The organism is Microbacterium sp. ER1 (genome assembly GCF_023383675.1).
Taxonomy (GTDB): Bacteria; Actinomycetota; Actinomycetes; order Actinomycetales; family Microbacteriaceae; genus Microbacterium.
Window position 1 is genome coordinate 384212 of the sequence record NZ_QCXO01000138.1, and the last position, 24809, is coordinate 409020.

The 24809-nt window shown below is 70.9% G+C and carries 21 protein-coding genes and 1 tRNA gene; 5 read left to right on the plus strand and 17 right to left on the minus strand.

Annotated elements, in window-relative coordinates; all coding sequences use genetic code 11:
* Window positions 1-17: 17 nt before the first annotated feature.
* From pepN to BV453_RS15240, 4 genes are all read right to left on the minus strand, one after another.
* Window positions 18-2501 carry an aminopeptidase N gene (gene pepN / locus BV453_RS15225; RefSeq protein ID WP_249521968.1) on the minus strand — a complete coding sequence of 828 codons (2484 nt, stop codon included), beginning with the start codon at window positions 2499-2501 and terminating at the stop codon, window positions 18-20.
* 49 nt (window positions 2502-2550) lie between these two features.
* Window positions 2551-3561: a DNA topoisomerase IB gene (locus BV453_RS15230; protein ID WP_249521969.1), complete on the minus strand. Its 1011-nt coding sequence runs from the start codon at window positions 3559-3561 to the stop codon at window positions 2551-2553.
* Window positions 3562-3634: 73 nt separating this feature from the next.
* Window positions 3635-4141, minus strand: coding sequence for a hypothetical protein (locus tag BV453_RS15235; protein WP_025103296.1), 507 nt, complete (start codon window positions 4139-4141; stop codon window positions 3635-3637).
* A 9-nt stretch (window positions 4142-4150) separates the two neighbouring features.
* Window positions 4151-5428 carry an MFS transporter gene (locus tag BV453_RS15240; RefSeq protein WP_025103295.1) on the minus strand — a complete coding sequence of 426 codons (1278 nt, stop codon included), beginning with the start codon at window positions 5426-5428 and terminating at the stop codon, window positions 4151-4153.
* A gap of 84 nt (window positions 5429-5512) precedes the next feature.
* On the opposite strand from BV453_RS15240, the gene BV453_RS15245 reads away from it, so the two are divergent.
* Together BV453_RS15245 and BV453_RS15250 are read left to right on the plus strand one after the other, a co-directional pair.
* Window positions 5513-6307, plus strand: coding sequence for a hypothetical protein (locus tag BV453_RS15245; RefSeq protein ID WP_249521970.1), 795 nt, complete (start codon window positions 5513-5515; stop codon window positions 6305-6307).
* 89 nt (window positions 6308-6396) lie between these two features.
* On the plus strand, window positions 6397-7248 hold the full coding sequence (locus BV453_RS15250) for a class II glutamine amidotransferase (protein ID WP_051582188.1): 852 nt from the start codon (window positions 6397-6399) through the stop codon (window positions 7246-7248).
* Between the two features lie 61 nt (window positions 7249-7309).
* Here BV453_RS15250 and BV453_RS15255 read toward each other — a convergent pair.
* The 9 genes from BV453_RS15255 to BV453_RS15295 all read right to left on the minus strand — a co-directional run bounded on the left by BV453_RS15255 (window position 7310) and on the right by BV453_RS15295 (window position 16923).
* Window positions 7310-7381: transfer RNA gene (locus tag BV453_RS15255), tRNA-Gln, on the minus strand.
* A gap of 100 nt (window positions 7382-7481) precedes the next feature.
* The gene (gene gltX / locus BV453_RS15260; RefSeq protein WP_249521971.1) at window positions 7482-8987 is read right to left on the minus strand and encodes a glutamate--tRNA ligase; all 1506 of its coding nucleotides are present in this window, start codon (window positions 8985-8987) and stop codon (window positions 7482-7484) included.
* 29 nt (window positions 8988-9016) lie between these two features.
* The gene (locus BV453_RS15265; RefSeq protein ID WP_249521972.1) at window positions 9017-9781 is read right to left on the minus strand and encodes a class I SAM-dependent methyltransferase; all 765 of its coding nucleotides are present in this window, start codon (window positions 9779-9781) and stop codon (window positions 9017-9019) included.
* The gene (locus BV453_RS15270; protein ID WP_249521973.1) at window positions 9778-11037 is read right to left on the minus strand and encodes an MFS transporter; all 1260 of its coding nucleotides are present in this window, start codon (window positions 11035-11037) and stop codon (window positions 9778-9780) included. Before BV453_RS15270 ends, BV453_RS15265 begins: the two co-directional genes overlap by 4 nt.
* Window positions 11034-11813: a fumarylacetoacetate hydrolase family protein gene (locus BV453_RS15275; RefSeq protein WP_249521974.1), complete on the minus strand. Its 780-nt coding sequence runs from the start codon at window positions 11811-11813 to the stop codon at window positions 11034-11036. The genes BV453_RS15270 and BV453_RS15275 overlap by 4 nt, the downstream gene beginning before the upstream one ends.
* Before the next feature lie 114 nt (window positions 11814-11927).
* Window positions 11928-12908, minus strand: a complete 981-nt coding sequence (locus BV453_RS15280) for a hypothetical protein (RefSeq protein ID WP_249521975.1) — start codon at window positions 12906-12908, stop codon at window positions 11928-11930.
* A gap of 190 nt (window positions 12909-13098) precedes the next feature.
* On the minus strand, window positions 13099-14199 hold the full coding sequence (locus BV453_RS15285; protein ID WP_062634807.1) for a branched-chain amino acid aminotransferase: 1101 nt from the start codon (window positions 14197-14199) through the stop codon (window positions 13099-13101).
* Between the two features lie 62 nt (window positions 14200-14261).
* The gene (locus BV453_RS15290; protein ID WP_249521976.1) at window positions 14262-15305 is read right to left on the minus strand and encodes a 3-isopropylmalate dehydrogenase; all 1044 of its coding nucleotides are present in this window, start codon (window positions 15303-15305) and stop codon (window positions 14262-14264) included.
* An 82-nt stretch (window positions 15306-15387) separates the two neighbouring features.
* Window positions 15388-16923 carry an MFS transporter gene (locus tag BV453_RS15295; RefSeq protein ID WP_085606925.1) on the minus strand — a complete coding sequence of 512 codons (1536 nt, stop codon included), beginning with the start codon at window positions 16921-16923 and terminating at the stop codon, window positions 15388-15390.
* A gap of 96 nt (window positions 16924-17019) precedes the next feature.
* Here BV453_RS15295 and BV453_RS15300 point away from each other — a divergent pair, with 96 nt between their 5' ends.
* Window positions 17020-17562, plus strand: a complete 543-nt coding sequence (locus BV453_RS15300) for a TetR/AcrR family transcriptional regulator (protein ID WP_025103284.1) — start codon at window positions 17020-17022, stop codon at window positions 17560-17562.
* 73 nt (window positions 17563-17635) lie between these two features.
* Here the strand turns inward: BV453_RS15300 and serA are convergent, their stop codons facing one another.
* The 3 genes from serA to BV453_RS15315 form a co-directional block, all read right to left on the minus strand.
* Entirely contained in the window at window positions 17636-19240 is a 1605-nt protein-coding gene (gene serA / locus BV453_RS15305) for a phosphoglycerate dehydrogenase (RefSeq protein ID WP_025103283.1), read from the minus strand.
* A 131-nt stretch (window positions 19241-19371) separates the two neighbouring features.
* On the minus strand, window positions 19372-19707 hold the full coding sequence (locus tag BV453_RS15310) for a hypothetical protein (protein ID WP_085606921.1): 336 nt from the start codon (window positions 19705-19707) through the stop codon (window positions 19372-19374).
* On the minus strand, window positions 19704-20174 hold the full coding sequence (locus BV453_RS15315; RefSeq protein WP_249521977.1) for a hypothetical protein: 471 nt from the start codon (window positions 20172-20174) through the stop codon (window positions 19704-19706). Before BV453_RS15315 ends, BV453_RS15310 begins: the two co-directional genes overlap by 4 nt.
* An 83-nt stretch (window positions 20175-20257) precedes the next feature.
* Between BV453_RS15315 and BV453_RS15320 the strand changes: the two genes are divergently transcribed.
* Entirely contained in the window at window positions 20258-21208 is a 951-nt protein-coding gene (locus BV453_RS15320; RefSeq protein ID WP_249521978.1) for a hypothetical protein, read from the plus strand.
* 2 nt (window positions 21209-21210) lie between these two features.
* Here the strand turns inward: BV453_RS15320 and BV453_RS15325 are convergent, their stop codons facing one another.
* On the minus strand, window positions 21211-21873 hold the full coding sequence (locus tag BV453_RS15325) for a GntR family transcriptional regulator (protein ID WP_062634822.1): 663 nt from the start codon (window positions 21871-21873) through the stop codon (window positions 21211-21213).
* Window positions 21874-21947: 74 nt separating this feature from the next.
* On the opposite strand from BV453_RS15325, the gene BV453_RS15330 reads away from it, so the two are divergent.
* Window positions 21948-24782, plus strand: coding sequence for an FAD-binding and (Fe-S)-binding domain-containing protein (locus BV453_RS15330; protein ID WP_085607374.1), 2835 nt, complete (start codon window positions 21948-21950; stop codon window positions 24780-24782).
* Window positions 24783-24809 lie beyond the last annotated feature (27 nt).

Here is a 24809-nt window from a genome sequence, read left to right on the forward strand (position 1 = left end):
GCCGGGATCGCTGTCGGTCAGCCCTGAGCGCCCCGCACCCGCAGGTCACGCGCGAGGTGGTCGCGCTGCTCGATGAGGAGTCGTCGCAGCGCCGCCGGGGCCTTGGGGGTGGCCGACAGCCAGGCATCGACCAGGTCCAGCGAGGACCGCGCGGGGAACAGACCGATCACCAGGCGACGAGCGATCTCGATGCTCCGCTCCGACCACGCGGTCCCGATCCGCTCGAAGTACTCCTCGTCGAAGGACTCGATGAGTTCGCGGCGGCCGCCGGCGCGGAAGCCCCCGATCTCGGCATCGAGGTGGTCGTTGGTGAGCGACCGGTCGTCCCACGCGGCCGTCCAGGCGGCCGCGCGCACCGCCGCGTCGGGGACGGAGGCGCGAGCGCGGCGGGCGGCGGTGCGTCCGTCGCCGGTGTCGTCCCGCTCCTCCTCCGCAGCGATGTCCGCGAGATCGGCGTGGCCGGTCGTCACGAGGGCCGTGAGGAGCTGCCAGCGCAGGTCGGGATCCACGACGAGCCCTTCGGGCACATCGCCGTCGAGCAGGGCACGGACCTCGGCGTGATGGATGTCATCGAAAGCCGAGGCCGCCGCCAGCGCGCGCGCCCAGGAGAGCTGGGCGTCGCTGCCGGCGTCCGCCTGCTGCAGCGTCGACCACGTGGCCTCGGTCCAGGCGCGCTGCTCCGCGTCGCGTCGGTCGTCGCGGACGAAATGCCGCAGCGCGAAAGCGGCGTCGAGGAGCGCTGCGGCCAGCAGACCGCCGTTCGACTCCCGCGGCGCGTGCGCCCGCACGATCGCGACGAAGCGAGCCGCGTCGAGTTCGCCGTCACGGGTGGCGTTCCAGAGCGACGACCACACGAGCGCCCGGGCGAGCGGGTCCTCGATGTCGGACAGCGACTCCTCGACGGTGCGGAGGGACCGCTCGTCGAGGCGCGCCTTCGCATAGGTGAGGTCGTCGTCGTTGAGCAGCACGAGATCGGCCTCGGGGAGGTCGATGTCCACGCGCTCCCCGATCAGGTCCAGCTCCCGCTGCTCCCGCCGCACGATGCGGCCATCCACGCGGTCGTACAGCCCGATCCGCAGGCGGTGCGGACGGACGTCGTCCTGCACGAGGTGGTGTCCTCCGTCGGCGTCGGTCTCCGTCCAGATCGTCGAGACGCCCGTCGTCTGCAGCCAGGCGGCCGCCCAGTCGGTCATGTCCCGGCCGGACACCGCGCTGAGCTCGACGAGGAAGTCGTCGAGAGTTGTGTTGCCGAAGGCGTTGGCGGCGAAGTACCGGCGAGCCCCCTCGAAGAACGCCTCGTCGCCTACGAAGGCGACCAGCTGCTTCAGCACCGAAGCGCCCTTGGCGTAGGTGATGCCGTCGAAGTTCAGCTTCGCGGCCTCGAGGTCGGGGATGTCGGCGACGATGGGGTGGGTCGTGGGGAGCTGATCCTGCTGATAGGCCCAGGCCTTGCGACGCATGGCGAACGTCACCCACGCGTCGTGGAACCGGGTGGCCACCGCCGAGGCGTGCGAGCCCATGTAGTCGGCGAACGACTCCTTGAGCCAGAGGTCGTCCCACCACGTCATCGTGACGAGGTCGCCGAACCACATGTGCGCCATCTCGTGGAGGATCGTGTTGGCCCGGCTCGCCCGCTGCGCCTCGGTGGCGGCGCCGCGCGAGAGGTAGCCCTCCGTGAAGGTGACCAGACCGGGATTCTCCATCGCACCGAGGTTGTACTCGGGGACGAAGACCTGGTCGTACTTGCCCCACGGATAGGGATAGGCGAAGGCGTCGGTGAAGAAGTCGAGCCCCTGCCGGGTGACCTCGAGGATCTCGTCGGCCTCGAGGTGATCGACGAGCGAGCGGCGGACGAACACCCCGAGGGCGACCTGCTGCTCGTCTCTGGTCCACTCCCCGTCGACGCGGGCATAGGGGCCGGCCGCGATCGCCGTGATGTAGCTCGAGATCGGCAGGGTGGGGGCGAACTGCACCCGCTGCACGCCGACGCCGAGGTCGACGTGAGCCGGCGACTGGTTCGAGAGCACCTCCCACCCGGACGGCGCGTCGACGACGAAGGTGTACTCCGCCTTCATGTCCGGCTGCTCGAAGCAGGCCATCACCCGGCGGGAGTCCGCGGGCTCGTACTGGGTGTACAGGTAGGTGCGGTCGTCTGCCGGGTCGTGGAACCGGTGCAGACCCTCCCCCGACCGGCTGTAGGCACCGACCGCCTCGACCAGGACGACGTTCGAGGCCGCGAGGCCGTCGATCGTCAGGCGCGCCCCGTCGTAGACGACATCCCGCTGCTCCCCGTTCACCTCGACGCGGACGACCTCCTCGCCGATGAAGTCCAGCCACGTGCTCTGGACGGTCGCATCGAACTCCAGGACGGTCGTGGTCGGGAAGCCCGTGCGCGCCCGCTCCGGGGCTCCGGTCAGGTCCAGCTCGACGCGGATGCGGTGCAGGGTGATCGCAGCGGATCGCGCCGCGGTCTCCTCACGGGTCAGGTTCGCGGTGTGCATCCCCCCATCCTGGCATCTTCCCGGCGACGACCGGGGAGCGTCGGCGCGTTCAACCGCGCCGCCCCGTTCCTCGCCGGTTGACCTTCCGCGACGTCTCCGGTCCGCCCAGCAGTCGCCGGATCGCCGTCTCGGGCGTCACGTCGAGGTCGAGCGTCCGCCCCCGACCGTACTGCCGGAACACACGGGGATCGATGTAGCTGTTGCGGGCGACCGCGGTCGTGTTGCCGAGGGCGGTCGCCGCCGCCTGCACCGCGAGACGTTCGGCCCGGTTCCGCTGACCGCGGCGGTCGAGGGCTCCGATGCGGGCGAGGGCGTCCGCGGCGATGATCGTGCCGTGCAGCGTCCGGAAGTCCTTTGCCGAGAAGCTGGCCCCGAGCACGTCCTTGAGGTACGTGTTGACCTCGGCGGGCGTGATCTTCACCCGCCGCCGACCCTTCCGGTACGCCAGGAGGAAAGCGGTCGAGGCACCGCTCGCGAAGTCGGTGAGGGCTTCGGCGAGGGCTTCGTCGGTGATCTCGATCGCGGCGGTCTGTCCGCTCTTCGCCGGGAAAGAGAGGGCGACGTCGCCGCCATCGATACGGACGTCGCGGCGGCGGAGCGTGGTCAGGCCCCGGCTGCCGTGACGCGCCAGGTAGCGTTCCGAACCGATCCGCAGCGCGGCGTCGTCGAGGAGGCGGAAGGCGATCGCGAGGGCGCGCTCCTTCGTCTGCCCGTCCTCCTTGAGCGCCTTGGTGACCTGCGCCCGAGCGCTGGGCAGAGCTGCGGCGAGGTCCAGCGCACGGACGAACTTGCGACGGTCGCGGGAGACCCGCCAGAGCGGGTGATACAGGTACTGCTTGCGCCCGGCGGTGTCGATCCCGACGGCCTGGATGTGCGCGAGCGGGTCGGCCGCGATCCACACGTCCTGCCACGCCGGCGGGATCACCAGGTCGCTGATGCGTTCGCGATCCGCCTCGGGCGCCGGCTCCCCCGTCGGATCGACGTACCGGAATCCCGAGCTCGTCCGCTTCCGTGTGAAACCCGGGTCCTGGCCGGGCACCACTCGCACCAGTCGCGCCATGCGTCTCTCCTCCCGCCGTGCAGCTCCTCCGAGTGTGGAGTGACCGCGGTCTCGGCCGGAAGGGAGTGGCGTCTCACCCCGCCGGCGTGCTATCCGGGTCGGCGTCCTTCGCGAAGACCGCCCGCATGTGGTCGCTGGTGAGGAAGTCCGCGATGCCGATCATGATCAGGCTGAAGACGATCTGCTCGGTGACCATCCAGACCGGGTAGAGGCCGGGGATCGCCGCCATGACGAGCGTGATGACCGGGAAGATCTGCGCGAACAGCCGCAGGCGGAGATAGGCCCAGCGCCATCCGCGGCGCGCGCGCCAGGCGAAGTAGAACAGCGTCGCGGTCATCGCCAGCACCACGAGGGTGCGCATCCACACGGCGAACGGCACGCTGTCGCCGTCGGCGGCGAGCACCAGGGCGACCACTACGGCACCCACCCCGAGCACCAGCTCGGCGACGAGCAGCCAGAGGATCCAGGTGAAGGCACGGACGGTCCGCGGATGGGTGCGACCGGCGTCGCTGATCAGCACGCCGGCCTGCCGCCCACCCGCGATCCGGTCGAGACGGAGGAAGAGCGGTTCGAGGGCCATGCTCGGAGCCTAGACCGGCGGCGTCCGTTCGACCTCGTCCGTTCGATGGACCTCGGCGCTGCTGCCGTTGGCCGCTGCCGGGAGCACCCGCTCCAGTACGACCGCTAGCACGCCGACGGCGAGGCTGCCCGCGACCATGACCGCGATGAACCAGCCGCTGACGCCGACGCCGAGGAGCACTCCCGCGACGAGCGGGCCGAGGATGGCACCACCCTGGAAGGCCGCGGAGTTGAGGGCGTTGTAGCGCCCGCGGGTGCGGTCCGTCGCGAGATCGTTGTAGATGGCCGGGATCGTCGGCTGCATCATCGTCTCCCCGAAGGCGAACACGCCCATGAACGCGATGACGGCGATCGCAGCCGTGACCGAGTCGGGAAGCAGGCCCGCGGCGCCGAGCATGACCCAGGAGACGGCCCAGATGAGGGCCATTACCTGCATGACCCTGGTGCGCCGGCGCCCAGTGATGAGCCGGAGGACGGCGAACTGCAGCAGCACGATGACGGCCGTGTTCACCGCGAACGAGATGCCGACGACGGCGGTCGAGACCTGGGCGATCTGACGGGCGTAGGCGGGGAAGCCCGCCTCGATCTGTCCGTAGCCGATGAAGACGGAGAAGAAGGTCAGCAGCGTCATCCAGAGCACCGCGGGGCGCCGCAGGATCTCCCGGTAACCGCCCTCGGTGGTCACCGCAGGGTCCGGGTCCGCCTGGGTGCGCACGTGCCGGAGCGGGCCAAGGAGCAGAGCGAGCGGGATGAGGCTCGTGGCCGCGTCGATGAGGAAGATCGTGGTGAACGTCGAGGGCTCCGTCACGTCGACGAAGAACCCGCCAATGATCCCGCCCACGCCGATGCCGAGGTTGACGAGGGCGAAGTTCACGCCGAAGTACTGCTGACGGACCTCGCCGTCGACCACCGAGGCGATGAGGGCGTTGAAGCCGGGCCAGGAGACCCCGAAGTTGATCCCGATGAGCACGACCGCGACCGTCGCGACGGCGGGATGCGTGGCGTAGGCGAGGAGCGTGCACCCCGCGATCATCGCCAGGAGTCCCACGATCAGCACGCGCCGGGCGCCGAAGCGATCGATCAGCGTGCCACCGGGACCGGTGACGACGAGCCCCGTGATCGCGATGAGGCTCATGAGCGCACCCGAGAACCCGAGGTCGAAGCCGCGGACCTCGTGGAGGTAGATGATCGTGAACGGCAGCGTCATCCCCCGCCCGAGGGTCTGGATCGCCACGGTCGACAGCAGCCAGCGTCCCTCGGTGGGCAACTCGTTCCAGAAGGACTTCATACCGATCACCTCGTCATTGTTCCAGGAGCCGGGGACATCGGATGACCGCCGGGGCCGCGGGGAAGAAGCCGATATTCTGCGAACATGCCCGTGTCGTTCGAAGACTTCCGCTCCACCCTCCCCCATGCACCGGCCCGTGACGCGTGGGGCCTCGTGCTCACCGACGCCGAGGCGCAGCAGGTCGCCGCGGACGAGCAGGCGAGCCGGGCCTGGTACGACTACTTCCTCGCGACCACGGCCACGGCGCCGACCGCCCCTGCGGCGGCGGCACCGCTCGGGGGACACGAGCTCCCCGTCGCCGCCGCGCCGGGATTCGCCGCGGCACCCCCGCCGGCACCGGTCGCCGCCCCGTGGGCCCCCACGCCCGCGGAGAGCCCGGAGCGGAAGAGCCGGGTCGGACTCTGGGTGACGCTGGGCATCGTGGGCGCGCTGCTCCTGATCGCCGCGATCGTGACGGTGTTCGCCTTCGCGACCGCACGCCACTGGACCAAGATCGACGTACCGGAGAAGCCCGAGACCTTCCACAGCGAGGAGTACGAGACCGGCAAGTACCTCGTCGCCGACGACGGCGTGAGCCCGTGCGCGGTGGACCAGGACTGGACGGACTGCATCGGGCTCATGGAGGCCGAGTACGCGGGAGCATGCGCCGGGGTCGACCTCATCCCGGCCTCCGCGGACCTGTGCGCGCAGCACCGTACCGAGATCGACCGGATGATCGCGGAGGACGCGGACGGGATGTACGTGGCCTCCCTCGGCGACTTCGGGCACCTCACCCGGACGCCGGAGACGGCGACGCGCCAGGTCTCGAACGACGATGCCGAGGCGGCCGTCACGCATGAGGCCGTGTGCTATCTCGGGTTCCTCGGGGAGTGCGAGTAGCCGGTCAGCCATCCGCGGGTCTCGCCGGGGAGGCCGACCGAGCGTATCGTCGGGCACAGACCTGACCGGGTCGGGGACGAGGTGTCGACATGTGTCGGTGGCTGGCGTATGTGGGAGAACCGCTGCACCCGTCGGAGGTGATCCTCGACGCGCGACATTCCCTCGTGGCGCAGTCCCTGGACTCGCCCCTCGGCGCGGAGACCGTGAACGGGGATGGGTTCGGCCTCGGCTGGTATCCGGCGTCGAACGGTGACGACTCTGGGCAGCCTCCGAAGCCTGCACTGTTCCGCAGCATGGAGCCCGCCTGGAACGATCTGAACCTGCGCGAGATCTCCCGCACGATCCGCAGCCCGCTCTTCTTCAGCCATGTGAGAGCGGCCGCCGGGCCGCCGGTCCAGCAGACCAACTGCCACCCCTTCCGGTACGCGAACTGGCTCTTCATGCACAATGGCGGCCTGGCGGACTTCCTGACCGTGAAACGCGACCTCACTCTCGCCGTCGATCCCTCCCTCTACCCGGAGATCCAGGGCACCACCGACTCCGAGGTGCTGTTCCACCTCGCTCTGACCCACGGCCTGCAGGACGATCCGATCGCGGGGATGCGGGCGGCCATCCGGGAGGCCGAGCGCGTGGGGCGCGAGCATGGCGTCCGTTTCCCCGTGCAGGGAACCTTCGCGGTCTCCGAGGGCACCACCGTCTGGGCGTTCCGGTACTCGACGGCTGGGCGCTCCCGCTCCCTCTTCCACTCCACCGACATCGAGACTCTTCGCCGGATGTACCCCGATGCCGAACGGCTGCGCGTCTTCGGCCGCCGGGCGCACGTGATCGTCTCCGAGCCGCTGAACGATCTGCCGGGCGCATTCCTGGAGGTCCCCGAATCGACGGTGTCGATCCTCGACGAGACGGGTTATCGGTACGAGCCCTTCCTCGAAGCCGCGTGAAGAACTGAGGCCACCGTGCCGGAAACGAAAAACCCCCGCCGGAGCGGGGGTTTTCGAAGTGCTGGGGTACCTGGACTCGAACCAAGAACAACTGAACCAGAATCAGCCGTGTTGCCAATTACACCATACCCCAAGGGCGAAACCGGAGCCTCGCACCGAGAGTCAAGCTTACCCGAGCGGCGACCGATCACCAAAACCACCGGTGCCGTGTCGCCGCTCGGGCGCGTCGCGGATCAGTTCGCGAGGAACGCCGAGAGCGCGCGCAGGCGCCGCAACGACTCGTCCTTGCCCAGCAGCTCCATCGACTCGAACAAGGGCGGCGAGACGCGGCGTCCGGTGATGGCCACACGCGGCGGCCCGTAGGCCACGCGCGGCTTCAGCTCGAGGTTCTCCACGAGCGCCGTCGACAGCGCCTCCTGGATCTTCTCCGGGGTGAAGTCCGTGACCGGCTCCAGCGCGGTGACGCAGGCGTCGAGCACCTCGGCGGCGTTGGCCGGCAGCCCCTTGAGCGCATCCGCGTCGTACGACACCTCGTCGCGGAACAGGAAGCCGAGCATGCCCGGCACCTCGCCCAGCAGCTGCACGCGCTCCTGCACCAGCGGAGCCGCACGGAACGCCAGGACGAGCTGCTCGTGGGTCGGCTCGTCGAACAGGCCGGCCGCGGCGAGGTACGGCACCGTGCGCTCGGCGAAGTCCTTCACGTCGAGCATGCGGATGTGGTCGCCGTTGATCGACTCGGCCTTCTTCTGATCGAAGCGGGCCGGGTTGGGGTTCACGTTCTCGATGTCGAACGCGGCGATGAACTCGTCGAGCGAGAAGACGTCGCGGTCCGGGCCGATCGACCAGCCCAGCAGCGCGAGGTAGTTCAGCAGGCCCTCGTGGATGAAGCCGCGCTCCCGGTGCAGGAACAGATCGGCCTGCGGGTCGCGCTTGGAGAGCTTCTTGTTTCCGGTCTCCCCCAGCACGAGCGGCATGTGGGCGAACCGCGGCACGAACGTCGTCACACCTGCGTCGATGAGAGCCGCGTAGAGCGAGAGCTGTCGCGCAGTGGACGGCATGAGGTCTTCGCCGCGGAGCACGTGGGTGATGCCCATCAGCGCGTCGTCGACGGGGTTCACGAAGGTGTATAGCGGCACGCCGTTGGGGCGCACGACGACGAAGTCCGGGAAGGAGCCGGCGGGGAAGGTGACCTCGCCGCGGATGAGGTCGACGTACGTGAGGTCTTCGTCCGGCACCCGCAGGCGGAGGGCGGGCTGCCGGCCCTCGGCGCGGAAGGCGGCCTTCTGCTCATCGGTGAGGCCACGGTCGAAGTTGTCGTAGCCGAGCTGCTTCGCGCGGCCGTTGGCCTCGTTGCGGGCGTCGATCTCCTCGGCCGTCGAGTAGCTCTCGTAGAGCGCGCCCGTCGCGAGGAGCTTGTCGATGACCTCGCGGTAGATGTCGTGCCGCTCGGACTGGCGGTACGGGGCGTGCGGTCCGCCGACCTCGACGCCCTCGTCCCAGTCGATCTTCAGCCACGTGAGCGCGTCGACGAGCTGGCGGAAGCTCTCCTCGCTGTCGCGGGCGGCGTCGGTGTCCTCGATGCGGAACACCATCTTGCCGCCGTTGTGACGGGCGTACGCCCAGTTGTACAGAGCCGTGCGGACCATGCCGACGTGCGGCAGCCCCGTCGGGGAGGGGCAGAAGCGGACGCGGACGTCGGCGCCGCTGGCGGTCGTGGTGAGGGGATGCGGAGTAGCCATAGCCCTTCGATTCTACGGGTGCGGGCCGGTCAGCCCCGGCGCGAGACCGCCACGGCCGCGCGGTGCTCCAGGGGCAGCACCGTTCCCACCCGATGCGCCGCGACGGTCTCCTCGAACCCCGCGCGGAACCGGGATCGCTCGGCGGAGGAGAGCCCGGCATACTGCGCCCCGGCGCCGGCCACACCGCCCTCGACCGAGACCCACAGGGCGTCCGGGTCGGCGGGCCAGGTCCAGGTGTGCTCGCTGACCGCCACGTCCGGGAGTCCGGCCTCGACGAGCATGGCCGCGAAGCCGTCCGCGGTGCGATCGAAGTCCTCCTCGGCCGGAAGCCTCTCCCCCGCAGACGGCCGCAGCCCCGCGCGTTCGACGACCTCGGCCCAGAACCACGACGGGGAACGGGTCCAGGTCGTCGCGGCGACCGCTTCCCGTGCGACCCGACCCAGCTCGCGGGCGGCGGTCCGCGGGGAGGAGACGTGGTTCAGCACGAAGTTCGCCACGACGGCGTCGACGGAACGGTCGTCGAAGGGCAACGTCGGCAGGCCGCTGTCGATGATGCGCAGCGTCGGGTGCCTCCGGTGGGCGACGGCGCGCATGGTCGGCTCGGGCTCGCAGGCCGTGACGTTCCACCCCAGACCGGCGAAGCGGGCCGCGAGGCCACCCTCCCCCGCCCCGACGTCGAGGAGGCTGCGACCCTCCGCTGGTCCGAGGGCTGCGGCGAGGACATCGACCGTGCCCGCGCACAGGGCGGCGTACGAGGCGGCATAGGCCTCCCCGACGCCGTCCCAGGCTTTCACCGCGCGCTGCTCCGGGCGAGCGGCGACAGCGCGACGATCGCGAGGACGAGTACGGAGGCCGCGATGCCGAGTCCGGCGTACTGGAAGTTCGACAGCACGACGCCGGCGAGGACGGACCCGGCGGCGGCCGACAGGCTCATCAGCGAGTCGCTGCGTCCCTGCCGCCGCGTGCGGACGTCGGGGGCCGAGGCCTCGGTGAGCAGGGCGGCGCCGGCGACCGTGGCGGCGCTCCACCCGAGGCCGAGGAGGATGAGCGCCACCATGACGCCCCACGCCTCGGTTCCCGCGAAGACGGCGAAGGCCAGGGCACCGCCGAGCAGAGCCTGCCCGAGCAGCACCACGCGCAGCCGCCCCCAGCGGTCGGCCAGCACGCCGAACACCGGCGAGAGCGCGTACATGCCACCGACGTGCAGCGCGATGGTGATCCCGACGAGCGCCGAGACGTCGGCCGGGGTCGCCGCCGCACCGTGGGCGCCGTGCGCCATGTGGGACAGATGCACGGGGGTCATCGCCATGACCGACGCCATCACCACGTGCGAGCCCGCAATCGCGAAGATCGCGTAGCGGGCCACGCGCGGGCGGTCCGCCACGGCGGCGCTCGTCGCGGCGGCCGCCGCCTGCGCGAGTCGCTGCGCGGCGAGCAGCGGATCCGGGCGGAGGGCGACGAGGTAGAGCGCGAGCGCCGCGCACTGCGCGACGAACGAGAAGACGTACGAGCCGGTCTGCGGCGGCATGCCGATCGCCTGACCGACGATCTCCCCCGGACCGAGCAGCAGCGGGCCCGCCACGCCGCCGATCGTCGTGGACCACACGACGATCGAGAGGTCGCGCCCGCGATGCTGCGGCGCCGCGAGGTCCGTCGCCGCGAACCGGGACTGCAGGTTGCCCGCGTTCCCCGCACCGATCAGCAGGATGCCGACGAGCAGGAGCGGGAAGACGCGCACGGATGCCGCGAGGATCACCACGGCGATGCCGACGAGGGCGAAGAGGTTGCCGAGGGTGAGGGCGCGACGCCGTCCGAGGCGCGCGGCCATCCGGGCCAGCGGGATCGCGCAGACCGCGGCTCCGAGGGTCACCGACGCCGTCGCGAGTCCGGAGAGCGCGTCGCTGCCGGAGATGTCCGCGGCGAGCAGCGCACCGAGGGACACGGTGGCTCCGAACGCGATGCCGCCGAGCACCTGCCCCAGCGACAGCACGAGCACGGTGCGGCGCTGGACCGCCTGATGCTGCGTCGCCGTGAGGGCGACCTCGGTCATGACGCGGGAGCGGCGTCGCGCGCGGTATTGCGGAGGATGCCGAGTCCGGAGATCTCGACCTCGACCGTGTCACCCGCCTCGAAGGTGCCCACGCCGGCGGGGGTCCCCGTCATGATGACGTCGCCCGGAAGGAGCGTGAACACCGCGGAGGCGTACTCGATGATCGCGGCGACCGAGTGGATCATGTCGGTGAGCGGCGCATGCTGGCGGACCTCGCCGTTCACCCGCGTCTCGATCGTGGCCTGTGCGGGGTCGAAGTCCGTCTCGATCACGGGGCCGAGCGGGCAGAACGTGTCGAAGCCCTTCGCCCGCGACCACTGCCCGTCCTTGCGCTGCAGGTCGCGCGCCGTGACGTCGTTGCCGATCGTGTAGCCGAGCACGTGGTCGAGGGCGTTCTCCGCCTTCACGTTCTTGGCGATCCGCCCGATCACGACTACGAGCTCGCCCTCGTACTCCGTCCGCTCGGACAGCGCGACAGGACGCACGATCGCGTCGTCCGGGCCGATCACGGCGGTGTTCGGCTTGAGGAACAGCAGCGGCTCCTCGGGGGCCACTCCGCCCATCTCGGCGGCGTGGTCGTGGTAGTTCTTCCCGACGCACACGACCTTGGAGCGCGGGATCACGGGCGCGAGCAGCGTGGCCTCGGTCAGCGGGATACGCGCGCCGGTCGTCTCGTACCCGGAGAACATCGGGTCCCCGGCGAGGACCACGAGCTCGCGGTCGTCGATGATCCCGTACATGATGGCGTCGTCGTGGCGGAACCGAGCGATCTTCATCCCTCCACCCTAGATCCCCTGCTCCCCCGTCGAGACCCCGCTCTCTCGTCGAGACCCCCGCTCACGTGCGGAGGCGGGGTGGGGTCTCGACGCGACCCCGGGGCTCGACAGACCTCAGCCGGGCGGACGGATGCCGAACGCGGCGAGCCGGCGCCCGAGATCCTCGGGGGTGCGGATGTGTCGGGAGCCCCAGCGCACCACCCGCCACCCCGTGACCCCGCGGATCTCGTCCTCGCGGTGCTTCTCCGCCATCACCGCATCGGCCGCCGTGGGCGTCGTCCGCAGCTCCGCGTCCCGGTACTTGTCCTCCCCGTCGAACTCCCCGAAGGCCTGCGACCGCGGGAACCCGAAGTCGGCGAAGTACCGCGCGCCGTCGGGGCCGACGACGGGGATCTGCAGATCGATGTCCCGGAAGCCGAGTCGGTGGAGCTGCAGGCGGCTCACGCTCTCGCCCGGAAGCTGCGCCCGTCCGTCGGCGAAGGCTCCGATCCACCGCGCGCGACGCACGCCCCGGAGCCCCGCCACGCACAGCCGGTCGACCTCGGCCCGCCAGGCGTCGACCTCACCGTGGTCGACCTCGTGTCCGTCGATCGAGACCATCCGCAGAGCCGCGTCTCCGGCCGCGACGACGGCCTCCGGACGCAGCAGCCGGGCGAGGTCGACCACGGTACGGATCAACGAGGTGCACCGGAGCCCGTGCCGCCGGACGATGTCGCCCTCGTCGAGCGCCATCTGGTGTCGGACGACCCCGGCCTCGGTCCTGCTGTGCCGACGGCTGCGGATCGCGGTGTGCACGTCGTCCCGGATCGGCCCCACGAGCGGCAGCCCCCAGAGCGCCGCCGCGGAGAGATGCGAGAACACCGGACCTCCGCCGAGGCTGGCCCGACGGACGGCGCACACCCGCACGAGCTGCCTTCCCTCGGGCCACAGCTGGTCCCAGACCTCCCCGTCGACATACGCCCCGCGGTGCACGCGCCGCAGCCTGCCGTGTGCGACCGCCTCCCCCAGCTCTCGTTCCGTGACCCCCGTGTCGAGGACCTCCTCCCGCGATCGCACAAGATCCCAGGCTTCGGAGAACGAGAGGCGCCGCGACATCCCCTCACTCTCCCCCGCCTACTCCCCTCACCTCTCGTTCTCCACACCACCCACCTCTCTTCCCCCACTCCCCCCGCATTGTGCAGGAACAGTCCCAGCGCGCGAGCCCCCCGGTACACGCCGAGACCCCGCCTTCCACGCGTCGACACGGCGGGGTGTCGGCGGGAAGACGGGGTCTCGGGGAATCGGATCAGGCGTCGAGGCGGAGCAGCCAGCCGTGCTTGTCCTCGCGGCGCCCATACTGGATGTCGGTGAGCTCCTCGCGGAGGGACAGCGCGAGCTCGCCCAGCGGCTGCGGCTCGTCGAAGCCCTCGCCCACGAGCGCTCCGATCGGGGTCACGACCGCGGCCGTGCCACAGGCGAACACCTCGACGATGTCCCCGGAGGCCACGCCCTCACGCCACTCGTCGATCGAGATCGGACGCTTCTCGACCGTGTAGCCGCGGTCCTCGGCGAGCTGCAGCAGCGAGTCGCGCGTGATGCCCTCGAGGATGCTGTCCGACTCTGGCGTGACGACACGACCGTCCTTGAACACGAACACGACGTTCATGCCGCCGAGCTCCTCGACATCGCGGTTCTCGTTGAGGAACACGACCTGGTCGCAGCCCTTCGCACTGGCCTCGGCCTGCGGCAGGAGGCTGGAGGCGTAGTTGCCGCCCGTCTTCGCCTTGCCGGTGCCACCGCGACCCGCGCGGGCGTAGTCCTCGGAGAGCCAGATCCGCACGGGCTTCACGCCTCCCGTGAAGTACGCACCAGCGGGGCTCGCGATCACGTAGTAGGCGACCTTCTGCGCCGCGCGCACGCCGAGGAAGGCCTCCTTGGCGAACATGAACGGCCGCAGGTACAGGCTCTGGTCGGCGCCGGAGGGTACCCAGCGGCCGTCGACGGCGATGAGCTCGCGCAGCGACTGGATGAAGTACTCCGTCGGCAGCTCCGGCAGCGCCAGGCGGCGGGCGCTCGCCTGCAGGCGCGCGGCGTTGCGGTCGGGCCGGAAGGTGTGGATCGAACCGTCCGCGTGCCGGTAGGCCTTGATGCCCTCGAAGATCTCCTGCGCGTAGTGCAGCACGGACGCCGCCGGGTCGAGCGGGATCGGGCCGTAGGGCTGCACGCGCGGACGGTGCCAGCCGCCCTTGGCCGACCAGCAGATGTCGACCATGTGGTCGGTGAAGACGACCCCGAAACCGGGGTTCTCCAGCACTTCGGCGACGCGTGCCGGCGAGGCCGCGTTCAGGTTCTTCGTCACGGCGAACTCCAGGGGAGCCACGCTCGTCTCGGCGTCGATCGTCGTCATGTCGTCATCCAATCCTCGTGGGGTGGGCGCATCCTCGCGCCCTGTCAGCCTACGCCCGCCGTTCAGAGACGGGCAGTGATCGCGGAGCCGATCTCCGCGGTGGTGCGGGCACCGCTGCGGGCGGCGATGTCCGCCTCGACCGCGGCGCTCACACGCGCCGACTCGGCCATCAGGCCGAGGTGGTCGAGCAGCAGCGCGATGGAGAGGATCGCGGCGGTCGGGTCGGCCTTCTGCTGACCCGCGATGTCCGGAGCCGAGCCGTGCACGGGCTCGAACATCGACGGGAAGGCGCCATCGGGGTTGATGTTCCCCGAGGCGGCGAGGCCGATGCCGCCCGTGACGGCGCCGGCGAGGTCGGTGAGGATGTCACCGAAGAGATTGTCCGTCACGATCACGTCGAAACGCGAGGGATCGGTGACGAGGAAGATGGTGGCGGCGTCGACGTGCAGGTAGTCGACGGCGACGTCGGGATGCTCGGTGGCGACCTCGTTCACGATGCGCTGCCAGATCGCACCGGCGTGCACGAGCACGTTGGTCTTGTGCACGAGCGTGAGCTTCTGACGGCGGCGCTCGGCAAGCGCGAAGGCGTAGCGGACGACCCGCTCGACGCCGAACGCCGTGTTCACGGAGGTCTCGTTCGCGACCTCCTGCGGCGTCCCCTTCCGGATCGCTCCGCCGTTGCCGACGTAGGGCCCCTCCGTCCCTTCACGGACCACGACGAAGTCGACCTCGCCCGGGTCGGACAGCGGACCGGGCGCTCCGGCGAAGAGCTTCGAGGGGCGCAGATTCACATAGTGGTCGAGGGTGAACCGGAGCTTCAGCAGGAGTCCGCGCTCGATGTTCGCGTCCTTCAGGCGCGGGTCGCCCGGCGTGCCGCCGACCGCGCCGAGGAGGATCGCGTCGTGGGCGGAGATCGCGGCGAGGTCGTCGTCGGTGAGCGTGTCGCCGGTCTCGAGGTACCGCCCGGCGCCGAGCGAGAAGCGGGTCTTGTCGAACGTCACGGCGCTGTCGGCGGTGACGGCGTCGAGCACCTTCTCCGCCTCGGCGATGACCTCGGGACCGATGCCGTCACCCGGGATGACGGCCAGCTTCACGACACGCGACATGAGACTCCTTGCGCACTGCACGGGGGTGGACCGGCCGCGGCGCGACCGCGGGTCGAACGGGCCGGTCCCCCCAGCGTAGTGGTCAGTGCGTGGGTGCCTTGCGCAGTGTGACGGCCGCGATGACCGCCGCGACGACGACGAGGCCCGCACCGATGAGCGACGTGACCGTGACTCCCGAGCCGAACGCATCGGCCGCGGCCTGCCACAGGGCGTCGCCGAGCGCGGCCGGGAGCTCGTGGGCGGCGGTGTACGCGCCGGCCAGCGTCTCCTGCGCAGCGCGGGCCACCTCGGCCGGAAGCCCCTCGGGCAGCACCAGCGCGCCGCGGTAGAACGCGGTGATGATGCCGCCGAGGATCGCGGTACCCAGCACGGCGCCGAGCTCGTAGGCCGTCTCGGACACCGCGCTCGCGGCACCCGCCTTCGCCGCGGGGGCGCTGGAGAGGATGAGCTCGTTCGAGATGGTCTCGGCCGCACCGATGCCGATGCCGAGGACGACGAAGGCGAGGATGAGCGGTGCCACGCCGTGCTCGTGCGTCGTGAAGGCGACGATGAGGTACCCCGCGACGGAGAACACCAGTGCCGCCGGGATGAGGACGTGCGGCGGCACCCGCCGCGAGATCGGCACCACCGTGAGTCCGGCGACGATCATGGCCGCCATCCCGGGCACGAGAGCAAGGCCCGCGACCATCGGCGAGAGCCCCAGCACGAGCTGCAGGTGCTGCGAGACGAAGTAGAGGAACCCGACGAGGGCCACGACGCTGAGCAGGTTCACCAGGATCGCGCCCGAGAACGACCCGCGGCGGAACAGCGCCATGTCGAGCATCGGGGTGTCGGCGCGGAGCTGACGGCGCACGAACAGCGTCCCCATCACGAGACCGAGCAGCGCCCATCCCCCGGCGTACAGCGACGGACCGTCGACCGCGAACGACTTGATCGCGTAGACGACCGGGATCATCGCGGCCATCGAGAGGGCGATGCTGAGCGGGTCGATGCGGCCCGGGTTCGGGTCACGGCTCTCCGGCACGAGCAGCGGTGCGGCGATGAGCAGCGGGATGAGGACGGGGACGGCGATGAGGAACACCGAGCCCCACGCGAAGTGCTCGAGGAGGAAGCCCCCGACGATCGGGCCGAGCGCGGATCCGGCGGAGAACGCGGACGCCCAGACCGCGATGGCCATGCGGCGCTGGTCGCGGTTCTGGAAGATCGATCGCAGCAGCGACAGCGTCGACGGCATCAGCATGGCGCCGAAGAAGCCGAGCAGGGCACGGGCGGCGATCAGCAGGCCCGCGGTCGGCGCGAAGGCGGCCAGCGCGGAGACCACGGCGAATCCGGTGGCGCCGATGAGGAGCAGGCGGCGACGTCCGAAGCGGTCGCCGAGTGTCCCCATGGTCACCAGGAGTCCGGCGAGCACGAGCGGATAGACGTCGATGATCCAGAGCTGCTCGGCCCCGCTCGGCGCGAGCGAGATCGAGATCTCGGGCAGCGCGAAGCTCAGCACCGTGTTGTCCACCGACACCAGCAGCACCGGGAGCATGAGGACGACGAGCGCCGCCCACCCCCGAGCCCCGACGCGGGGAGCTTCCGTCTCTGTCGTCGGGATCGACGCAGTACGGGTCATGGAACACCCTTCCTTCCTGCGGACGACTCGTTACTAAACCGTCCGGCTGGTATAGTAACAGATGCCGCCCTCCCGTTTCCGCTCAGAGGATGACCGATGCCCCGCCCTCCCCTCGCCCGCGAGAAGGTCCTCGACGCCTTCGAGGCGATCCTCATCGACGAGGGCGAACGCGCCGCGACGCTCGAGGCCACGGCGAAGGCCGCGGGCGTGTCGAAGGGCGGCCTGCTCTACCACTTCCGCTCCAAGGACGACCTCGAGGCCGGGCTCCTGGAGCGCCTCGACCACCTGACCACGCTCGACCTGGAGCGCATGCGCACCGCCGACGAAGGTCCCGTCGCGTACTACGTCCGGACCTCGGTGATGGAGGACGACGCCCTCGATCGGGCGCTCATCGCCACGACCCGGCTGGCCCAGGGCGGTTCGACCGCCGCGTCCGACATGCTCCGGGATACCCGGCGCCGCTGGGCGGAGACGATCCGTCCGCACGTCCGTGACACCGCCAGCCTCGACCTCGTGATGCTCGTGAGCGACGGCCTCTACTTCAACAACTCGCTCGACGTGCACGGGCCTGAGCGCCTGGTCCCGCGGAGCGACGAGCTCGCAGACCTCATCGCGCTCGTGCTGCGCGCCACCGCCTGACGCCGGATAAGGCTGCAGATACGGAGAAGGGCGGGAGCATCGCGCTCCCGCCCTTCTCCCCCGCTCTGCGGTGTCAGACCTCGGTGATCTCGATCTGACGGAAGAGGTCGGCGTCGATGGCGCCGCGCACGTCGTCCAGCAGCTCCTCGGACACGGGCGAGTCGAGCGTCAGCACGCTGAGCGCCTGGTCGCCCGCCGCGAGCCGCGAGATCTGCATTCCGGCGATGTTGATCCCGGCCTCGCCGAACTTCTGCCCGTAGACGGCCACGATGCCCGGGCGGTCGGTGTAGAGCATCACGACGTGGTGCTTCTCGATCGGCAGCTCCAGGGCGTGGTCGTTGATGCCGACGAGCTTCTCGGCCTGCTTCGGTCCGGTCAGCGTGCCCGACACCGAGAGCTGCGATCCGTCGGACAGCGCCCCCGTGAGGGTGATGACGTTCCGGTACTCCTCGCTCACGTCGTCCTTGAGCAGGCGCACCGTGATGCCGCGCTGCTCCGCCAGGAGCGGAGCGTTCACGTACGACACGGTCTCGCTCACGATGTTCGTGAAGACACCCTTGAGGGCGGCGAGCTTGAGCACGCTCACGTCGTAGTCGTTGAGCTCGCCGTGCACCTCGACGTCGAGGCTCGTGAGCGGCGACGTGGCCAGCGCAGCGAAGATCTGGCCGAGCTTCTCCACGAGCGAGATGCCGGGACGCACGTACGGGTCGATGACGCCGCCCGCGACGTTGACCGCGTCCGGGACGAGGTCGCCGCCGAGCGCGAGCCGCACCGAGCGCGCGACCGAGACGCCGGCCTTCTCCTGCGCCTCTTCCGTGCTCGCACCGAGGTGCGGGGTCACGACGACGTTCGGGAGGTCGAGCAGAGCGCGGGCGCTCCCGCCCTCGGCCGGGGGCTCGGAGGTGAAGACGTCCAGGCCGGCGCCGGCGATCTCGCCGGCGACGAGCGCCTCGTGCAGCGCCTCCTCGTCGATGAGCCCGCCGCGGGCGACGTTGACGACGAAGGCGGTCGGCTTCATGGCGGCGAACTGCTCGGCGCCGATCATGCCCGTCGTCTCCGGGGTCTTCGGCATGTGGATCGTGAGGAAGTCGGCCTCGGCGACGAGCTCGTCGAGCGAGAGGAGCTGCACGCCGAGCTGCTGGGCGCGCGCCGAGGTGACGTAGGGGTCGTACGCGACCACGCGCATGTCGAAGGCGGCGAGGCGAGCGGCGACGAGAGCGCCGATCCGGCCGAGTCCGACGATGCCGACGGTCTTCTCGAAGAGCTCGGCGCCGGTGAAGGAGCTGCGCTTCCACTGCCCGGCGGACAGCGAGGCGTGCGCGGCCGGGATCCGGCGGGCGAGGCTGAGGATGTGGCCGACCGTCAGCTCGGCGGCCGAGACGATGTTCGACGTCGGGGCGTTGACGACCATGACGCCGGCCGCGGTCGCGGCCTTGATGTCGACGTTGTCGAGGCCGACGCCGGCCCGCGCGACGACCTTGAGCTTCGGCGCGTGCGACAGCGCCTCCTCATCGATGCGGGTCGCGGAGCGGATGAGCACCGCGTCCGACTCCGCGAGGGCGGCGAAGAGCGCCTCGCGATCGGTGCCATCGACGTGGCGGACGTCGAAGTCGGGGCCGAGCGCCTCGATCGTGGCGGGAGAGAGTACTTCGGCGATGAGCACGACAGGCTTCGGCACAGTGGATCCTTCGGGGCAGCGCGACAGGCGGGAGGGGCCGATGCGCCGCACACCGTCGGGGGCGCGATCGCGACAACTCTACCGGAGCGCCGGGACCGCTCCGTGCCGTGTGACGGCGTGACGGATCCTGCTCAGGCGCTGGGCAGCGTCAGACTCAGCGCGAGCAGGCTCATCCAGAACACCGCGACGATCCCGAGTCCGGCGAGGAACGTCAGGGCGAGCTCGCCCACCCGGCGCCGCCGGCCGATCGCGAAGGCGAACCCGAACACGAGGACGGGGAACACCACGCCGAACAGGAGCGTCGCCCATCCGGTGCCGGTGAGGCCGGTCTGGGCCATGGTGATGAGGTGGGCGACCGCGTTCCACACCGCGTAGGCGTAGAAGAGCCCGGCGAGGGCGACGACGGTCCATACGAGCCAGCGCGGCGAGCCGGTCGCCACCGCGGACGGGGACTTCGGAGCAGTCATGAGCCGATCACCCCCACGGTCACGAACGGCCACGGAACGAGCAGCACGACGCCCGCCAGGAGCAAGGCGGCGCGGATCCAGGAGGCCCGGCCCCGCGTCAGCACCCATGTCGCGAGGAACCACAGCGCGGGGGCGGCGATCGCCAGCACGAACCAGGGCAGGAACATGAAATCCGCGACGAGGAACGAGGCGAGCGGCTGCAGCCGGAGACCGCCCGCGATCCAGCCGAGGGTGTAGAGCAGGTAGACGCCGCCGACGACGCCGACGAGGACCAGCATCGCGTTGCTGAGCCCGGAGGGCGCCGCGGTCGCCTCGTCCCCCGACGCCGGTGCGGACGCCGCGGGCGTGACGGCCTCGGCCGGGGTCGGTTCCGGAGCCGGCGTGGTGCGCCGTGCGGCGTCCCGGGGGCGTCGCTCCGCGCTGTCGTCGCCCTCCCAGCTCAGGGCGTCGTCCGAATCGGATGTCATCTCTCCAGCGTAGGACACCGCGGCCACTAGGCTCGGGGATGCCTCGGCGGGGTCGCCGGGCACTTTCGGGGGAAAGGACAACCATGGCCGAGAACGAGCAGACGTCTTCCGCCGCGCCGCGTCGTGCCACGACCGGCGCCACGACCGGAGAGCCGCCCGCTGGGTGGACGCCGAGCCCGGAGGCCAAGGCCTCCGCGACGCGCTTCCGCATCATCGCCGCCGTCCTCTGGGCGCTCGCGATCGCGGGCGAGGCTGTCGGCATCTTCTGGCTCCTGCGCCAGCGCGAGTTCGTCGACGAGGGCGGCGCGCTGCTCCGCGATCCGGACACCGGCCTCCTGGAAGAGCAGGGAGCGACCGCGCAGTTCCCGCAGTGGGCGTTCATCGCCCTGCTCGTCCTGCTGGTCGTGATCGCCGCGCTGTCGATCATCGGCTCGCTCCTGTGGAAGAAGGCGAACACCCTTGACCCGGCGCGGCGCGCGGACAAGACACGGTTCTTCGTCCAGAACCAGCTCGGCGCGATCATCGCGGTCGTCGCCTTCCTCCCCCTGGTCATCCTCATCTTCCTGAACAAGGACATGGACAAAGGACAGAAGGCGACCGCCGGCATCGTCGGCATCGTCCTCGCCGTCCTCGCCGCGATCGTCGGGACGAGCTTCGCCCCGCCGTCCGTCGAGCAGTACACCGCGGACCAGTCCGCCGTGATCCAGCTCCTCGGGGCCGATGAGGTCGTGTGGGTCGACGGCGGCAAGGTCTATCACGTCTGCGACGAGGTGCCCGCGATCCAGACCGGCAGCGAGATCCGCACCGGCACGACCTCCGAGGCCATCGAGGCGGGGAAGATCCGGCTCACCCTGCAGTTCGCGTCCGAGCTGCGCACCTGCGGACTGGCGGTGCCCGAGAACGCGGACGAGATCACCGAAGCCCTCCGCGCGATCCAGGCCGGCCAGGTCGACACGCCTCTGCCTGCTCCGGTCTGGGCCGACCCGACGGATGCGCCGATCCAGATCGAGGACGCCCCCGCCGACGCGGGCTGACGTCAGGAGGCGCCCAGGGCCTCGACGAGACGATCCTCCGCCGAGGCGAGGTGGGCACGCAGCACCGCGGCCGCGCGCTCCGCGTCCCCGGCGGCGACGGCCTCGAGCATCTCCGCGTGCTGCGCGGCGATGAGTTCCGCGTCGAGGAGACGCCGCCCCTGCACCTGCGCCATGCACAGCCGCACCTCGTCCAGCACGCTCCGGTACATGCGACTGGTGCGCTCGCTGCCCAGCCCGTCGATGAGGGCCGTGTGGAAACGGAGGTCGGGATCGACCGTCGCGGGATCGGGGCCCGGTGCCATCGCCTGCAGCTCGGCGTTCGCCGCCACAGCGGCCGCCGGCACGGCGGCGCTCTCCGCCAGTTCGCGCAGCGCCGCGCTCTCCAGCCGGATCCGCGTGCGGTAGACGTCGCGGACGGTCTCCGCTTCGATGCCGACCACACGCGCCGTGCGATGGGCCGTCCGCACGAGCAGTCCGCTGGCCACCAGCTGCTCGATGGCCGCTTTCGCGCTGGGGCGGGCGACGCCGTAGGCCTGGGAGACCGCCGCCTCGGTGAGCGGCTCCCCCGAGCGGATCTCGCCGGAGAGGATCCGGGTGCGCAGCTGTCCGGTCACGGCGTCGACCACGCCGACCACGCCGAGGGGGCGCTCCGCGATCGAGGTCATGCGGAACAGTCTAGTGAGGCGTCCGTCGTTCAGTACACTTGTCTGACAATCTTTGAGCGGAGCAGAGGAGCACCGTGCCCACCACCCTCGACCACCCTCTCGACCCGGCGCTGCTGGGAGCCGAGACGCAGGTCCACGCCCGATCCATCGACCGGTTCGCCCGCGCCCACGACGCCTCGCATTACCTGCTCGTCCCGGACGCGGTGCTCTCCCCCGCGGACGCGGACGGCGTCGCCCGCGCGTTCACGGCGGTCCGGGCGGCCGGGCGCACGCTCACGTTCCGCTCCGGCGGCACCAGCCTCTCCGGACAGGGCATCAGCGGCGACATCCTCGTCGACACGCGCAGCCACTTCCGTGACATCCGCATCGAGGACGACGGCGCCGCGGTGCGGGTCGGCCCCGGAGCCACCGTCCGGCAGGTGAACACCCGGCTGGCCCGGTACCGCCGCAAGCTCGGGCCGGATCCGGCCAGCGAGATCGCCTGCACGATCGGCGGTGTCGTCGCCAACAACTCCAGCGGCATGGCCTGCGGCATCACGGAGAACTCGTACCAGACGATCACCTCGATGGTCGTCGTGCTCCCCAGCGGGACGATTCTGGACACCGGACGCGCGGACGCCGCGGACGTGCTCCGCGCCGCGGAACCCGCCCTGTTCGCCGGACTCTCGTCGCTCCGGGAGCGGCTGCTCGCCTCGCCCGAGAATGTCGCCTTCCTCCGACAGCAGTTCTCGATGAAGAACACCATGGGCTACGGACTGAACGCCCTGCTCGACTTCGACGACCCGGTGCGGATCCTCGAACACCTCCTCATCGGATCGGAAGGGACCCTCGGCTTCGTCGCGGAGGCCCGTTTCCGCACCATCGAGGTGCGCCCCGCGATCGCCACCGGTCTGCTCGTCTTCGATACGCTGTCGGCGGCGATGACCGCGCTCCCCGCTCTCACGGAGCTCGGGCTCGCGACGATCGAGCTCCTGGACGCCGCCTCACTGCGCGTCGCCCAGGGCCTGAGCGACGTCCCCGCCGCGATCTCCGAGATCGACGTCCAGGGCCACGCCGCGCTCCTCGTCGAGGTGCACGCCGCCGACGACGAATCCCTCGCCGTCGCGAGCGCGACCGCGCAGGCGCACTTCGACGCCCTCCCCCTTGCCGTCACTCCGCGACTGACCACGGATGCGGCAGAGCGCGCCGCGCTGTGGCACGTCCGCAAGGGCCTCTACACGGCGGTCGCCGGAGCGCGGCCGTCCGGCACGACCGCCCTCCTCGAAGACATCGTCGTCCCCGTCCCCCGGCTGCTGGCCACCTGCGAACGCCTGATCGAGCTCTTCGCGGAGCACGGCTACGAGGGGTCCGTCATCTTCGGGCACGCGAAGGACGGCAACGTCCACTTCCTGCTGAACGAGCGCTTCGACGACCCCGACAGCGTGGCGCGGTACCGCCGCTTCACGGACGACCTCGTCGAGCTCGTCCTCGCGCAGGAGGGATCCCTCAAGGCTGAGCACGGCACCGGCCGCATCATGGCGCCGTTCGTGCGGCGGCAGTACGGCGACGAGCTCACCGACATGATGTGGGAGATCAAGCGGCTGTTCGATCCGGACGGCGTCCTCAACCCCGGCGTCGTGCTCTCCGACGACCCGGACTCCTATCTGCAGGACCTGAAGCGCGTGCCCACGGTCGAGCGGGAGGTGGACCGCTGCGTCGAGTGCGGCTACTGCGAACCCACGTGCCCGAGCAAGAGCATCACGCTCACACCCCGGCAGCGCATCGTGCTGCGCCGGGACATGGCCTGGGCCGAGGAGCAGGGCGACACGACGCTGCTGCGGGACCTGCGCGCGGACTACGACTACGACGGCGTGCAGACCTGCGCGGTCGACGGCATGTGCGGCGTCGCGTGTCCGGTGGACATCAACACCGGCGACCTCGTCCGCCGCCTCCGCGCCGAGCAGGAGAACGCCGTGGAGGGGGCCGCGTGGGGAACGGCGGCGAAGCACTGGAGCACCGTCACGCGCGCCGGGGGCGTCGCCCTGACGGTCGCCGACGCGCTTCCCGTCCCGCTCGTGCGCGGCGCGACGCGGATCGGACGGGCGGTGCTCGGCGCCGACACCGTGCCCCTCTATGACGGCGGCCTCCCCCGCGGCGGCACTGCTCCGGCGCGACCGGTGTCCCCGCCCGATGCGCAGGCCGTCTTCTTCGGCGCCTGCATCGGCACGATGTTCGGCCCGGAGGACGAGGGCCCCGGCTCCCGCGACGCCCTGCGCGCGCTGCTCGACCGCGCCGGGATCGCCGTCGTGGTCCCCGAGGAGAACGGCGGGCTCTGCTGCGGGACCCCGTGGAAGTCCAAGGGACACCTCAACGGCTATCGCCTCATGTCGGACCGGGTGCTGGCCTCGCTCTGGGACGCCAGCCGCCACGGGGAGCTCCCGGTCGTCTGCGACGCCGCCTCCTGCACCGAGGGCCTCGACGTGATGCTCACCCAGGCCGTCGCCGCCCATCCGGAGTACGCCGGTCTGCGCATCGAGGACGCCACCACGTTCGTCGCGCGGGAGGTGCTGCCGCGCCTCTCCGTCGATGCGAAGCTCCCCTCGATCGCCGTGCACCCGACCTGTTCGACGACCGCGCTCGGCGCGACGGGCGCGCTGACAACGATCGCTGCCGCCGTCGCCGACGAGGTCTTCGTGCCCGACGGCTGGGGCTGCTGCGCGTTCGCCGGCGACCGAGGAATGCTGCACCCCGAGCTCACCGCGAGCGCGACGGCGCAGGAATCGGCCGAGGTCTCCGCGGCCGATGCGGCCCGCGGCGGCTTCGACGCCTTCGTGTCGGCCAACCGCACCTGCGAGATCGGCATGACCCGCGCCACCGGCCGCCCGTACCGCCACGTGATCGAGGTGCTCGAGGAGCGCACGCGCCCCTAGTCCAGCGACGAAGGGCCCCCGTCGGAT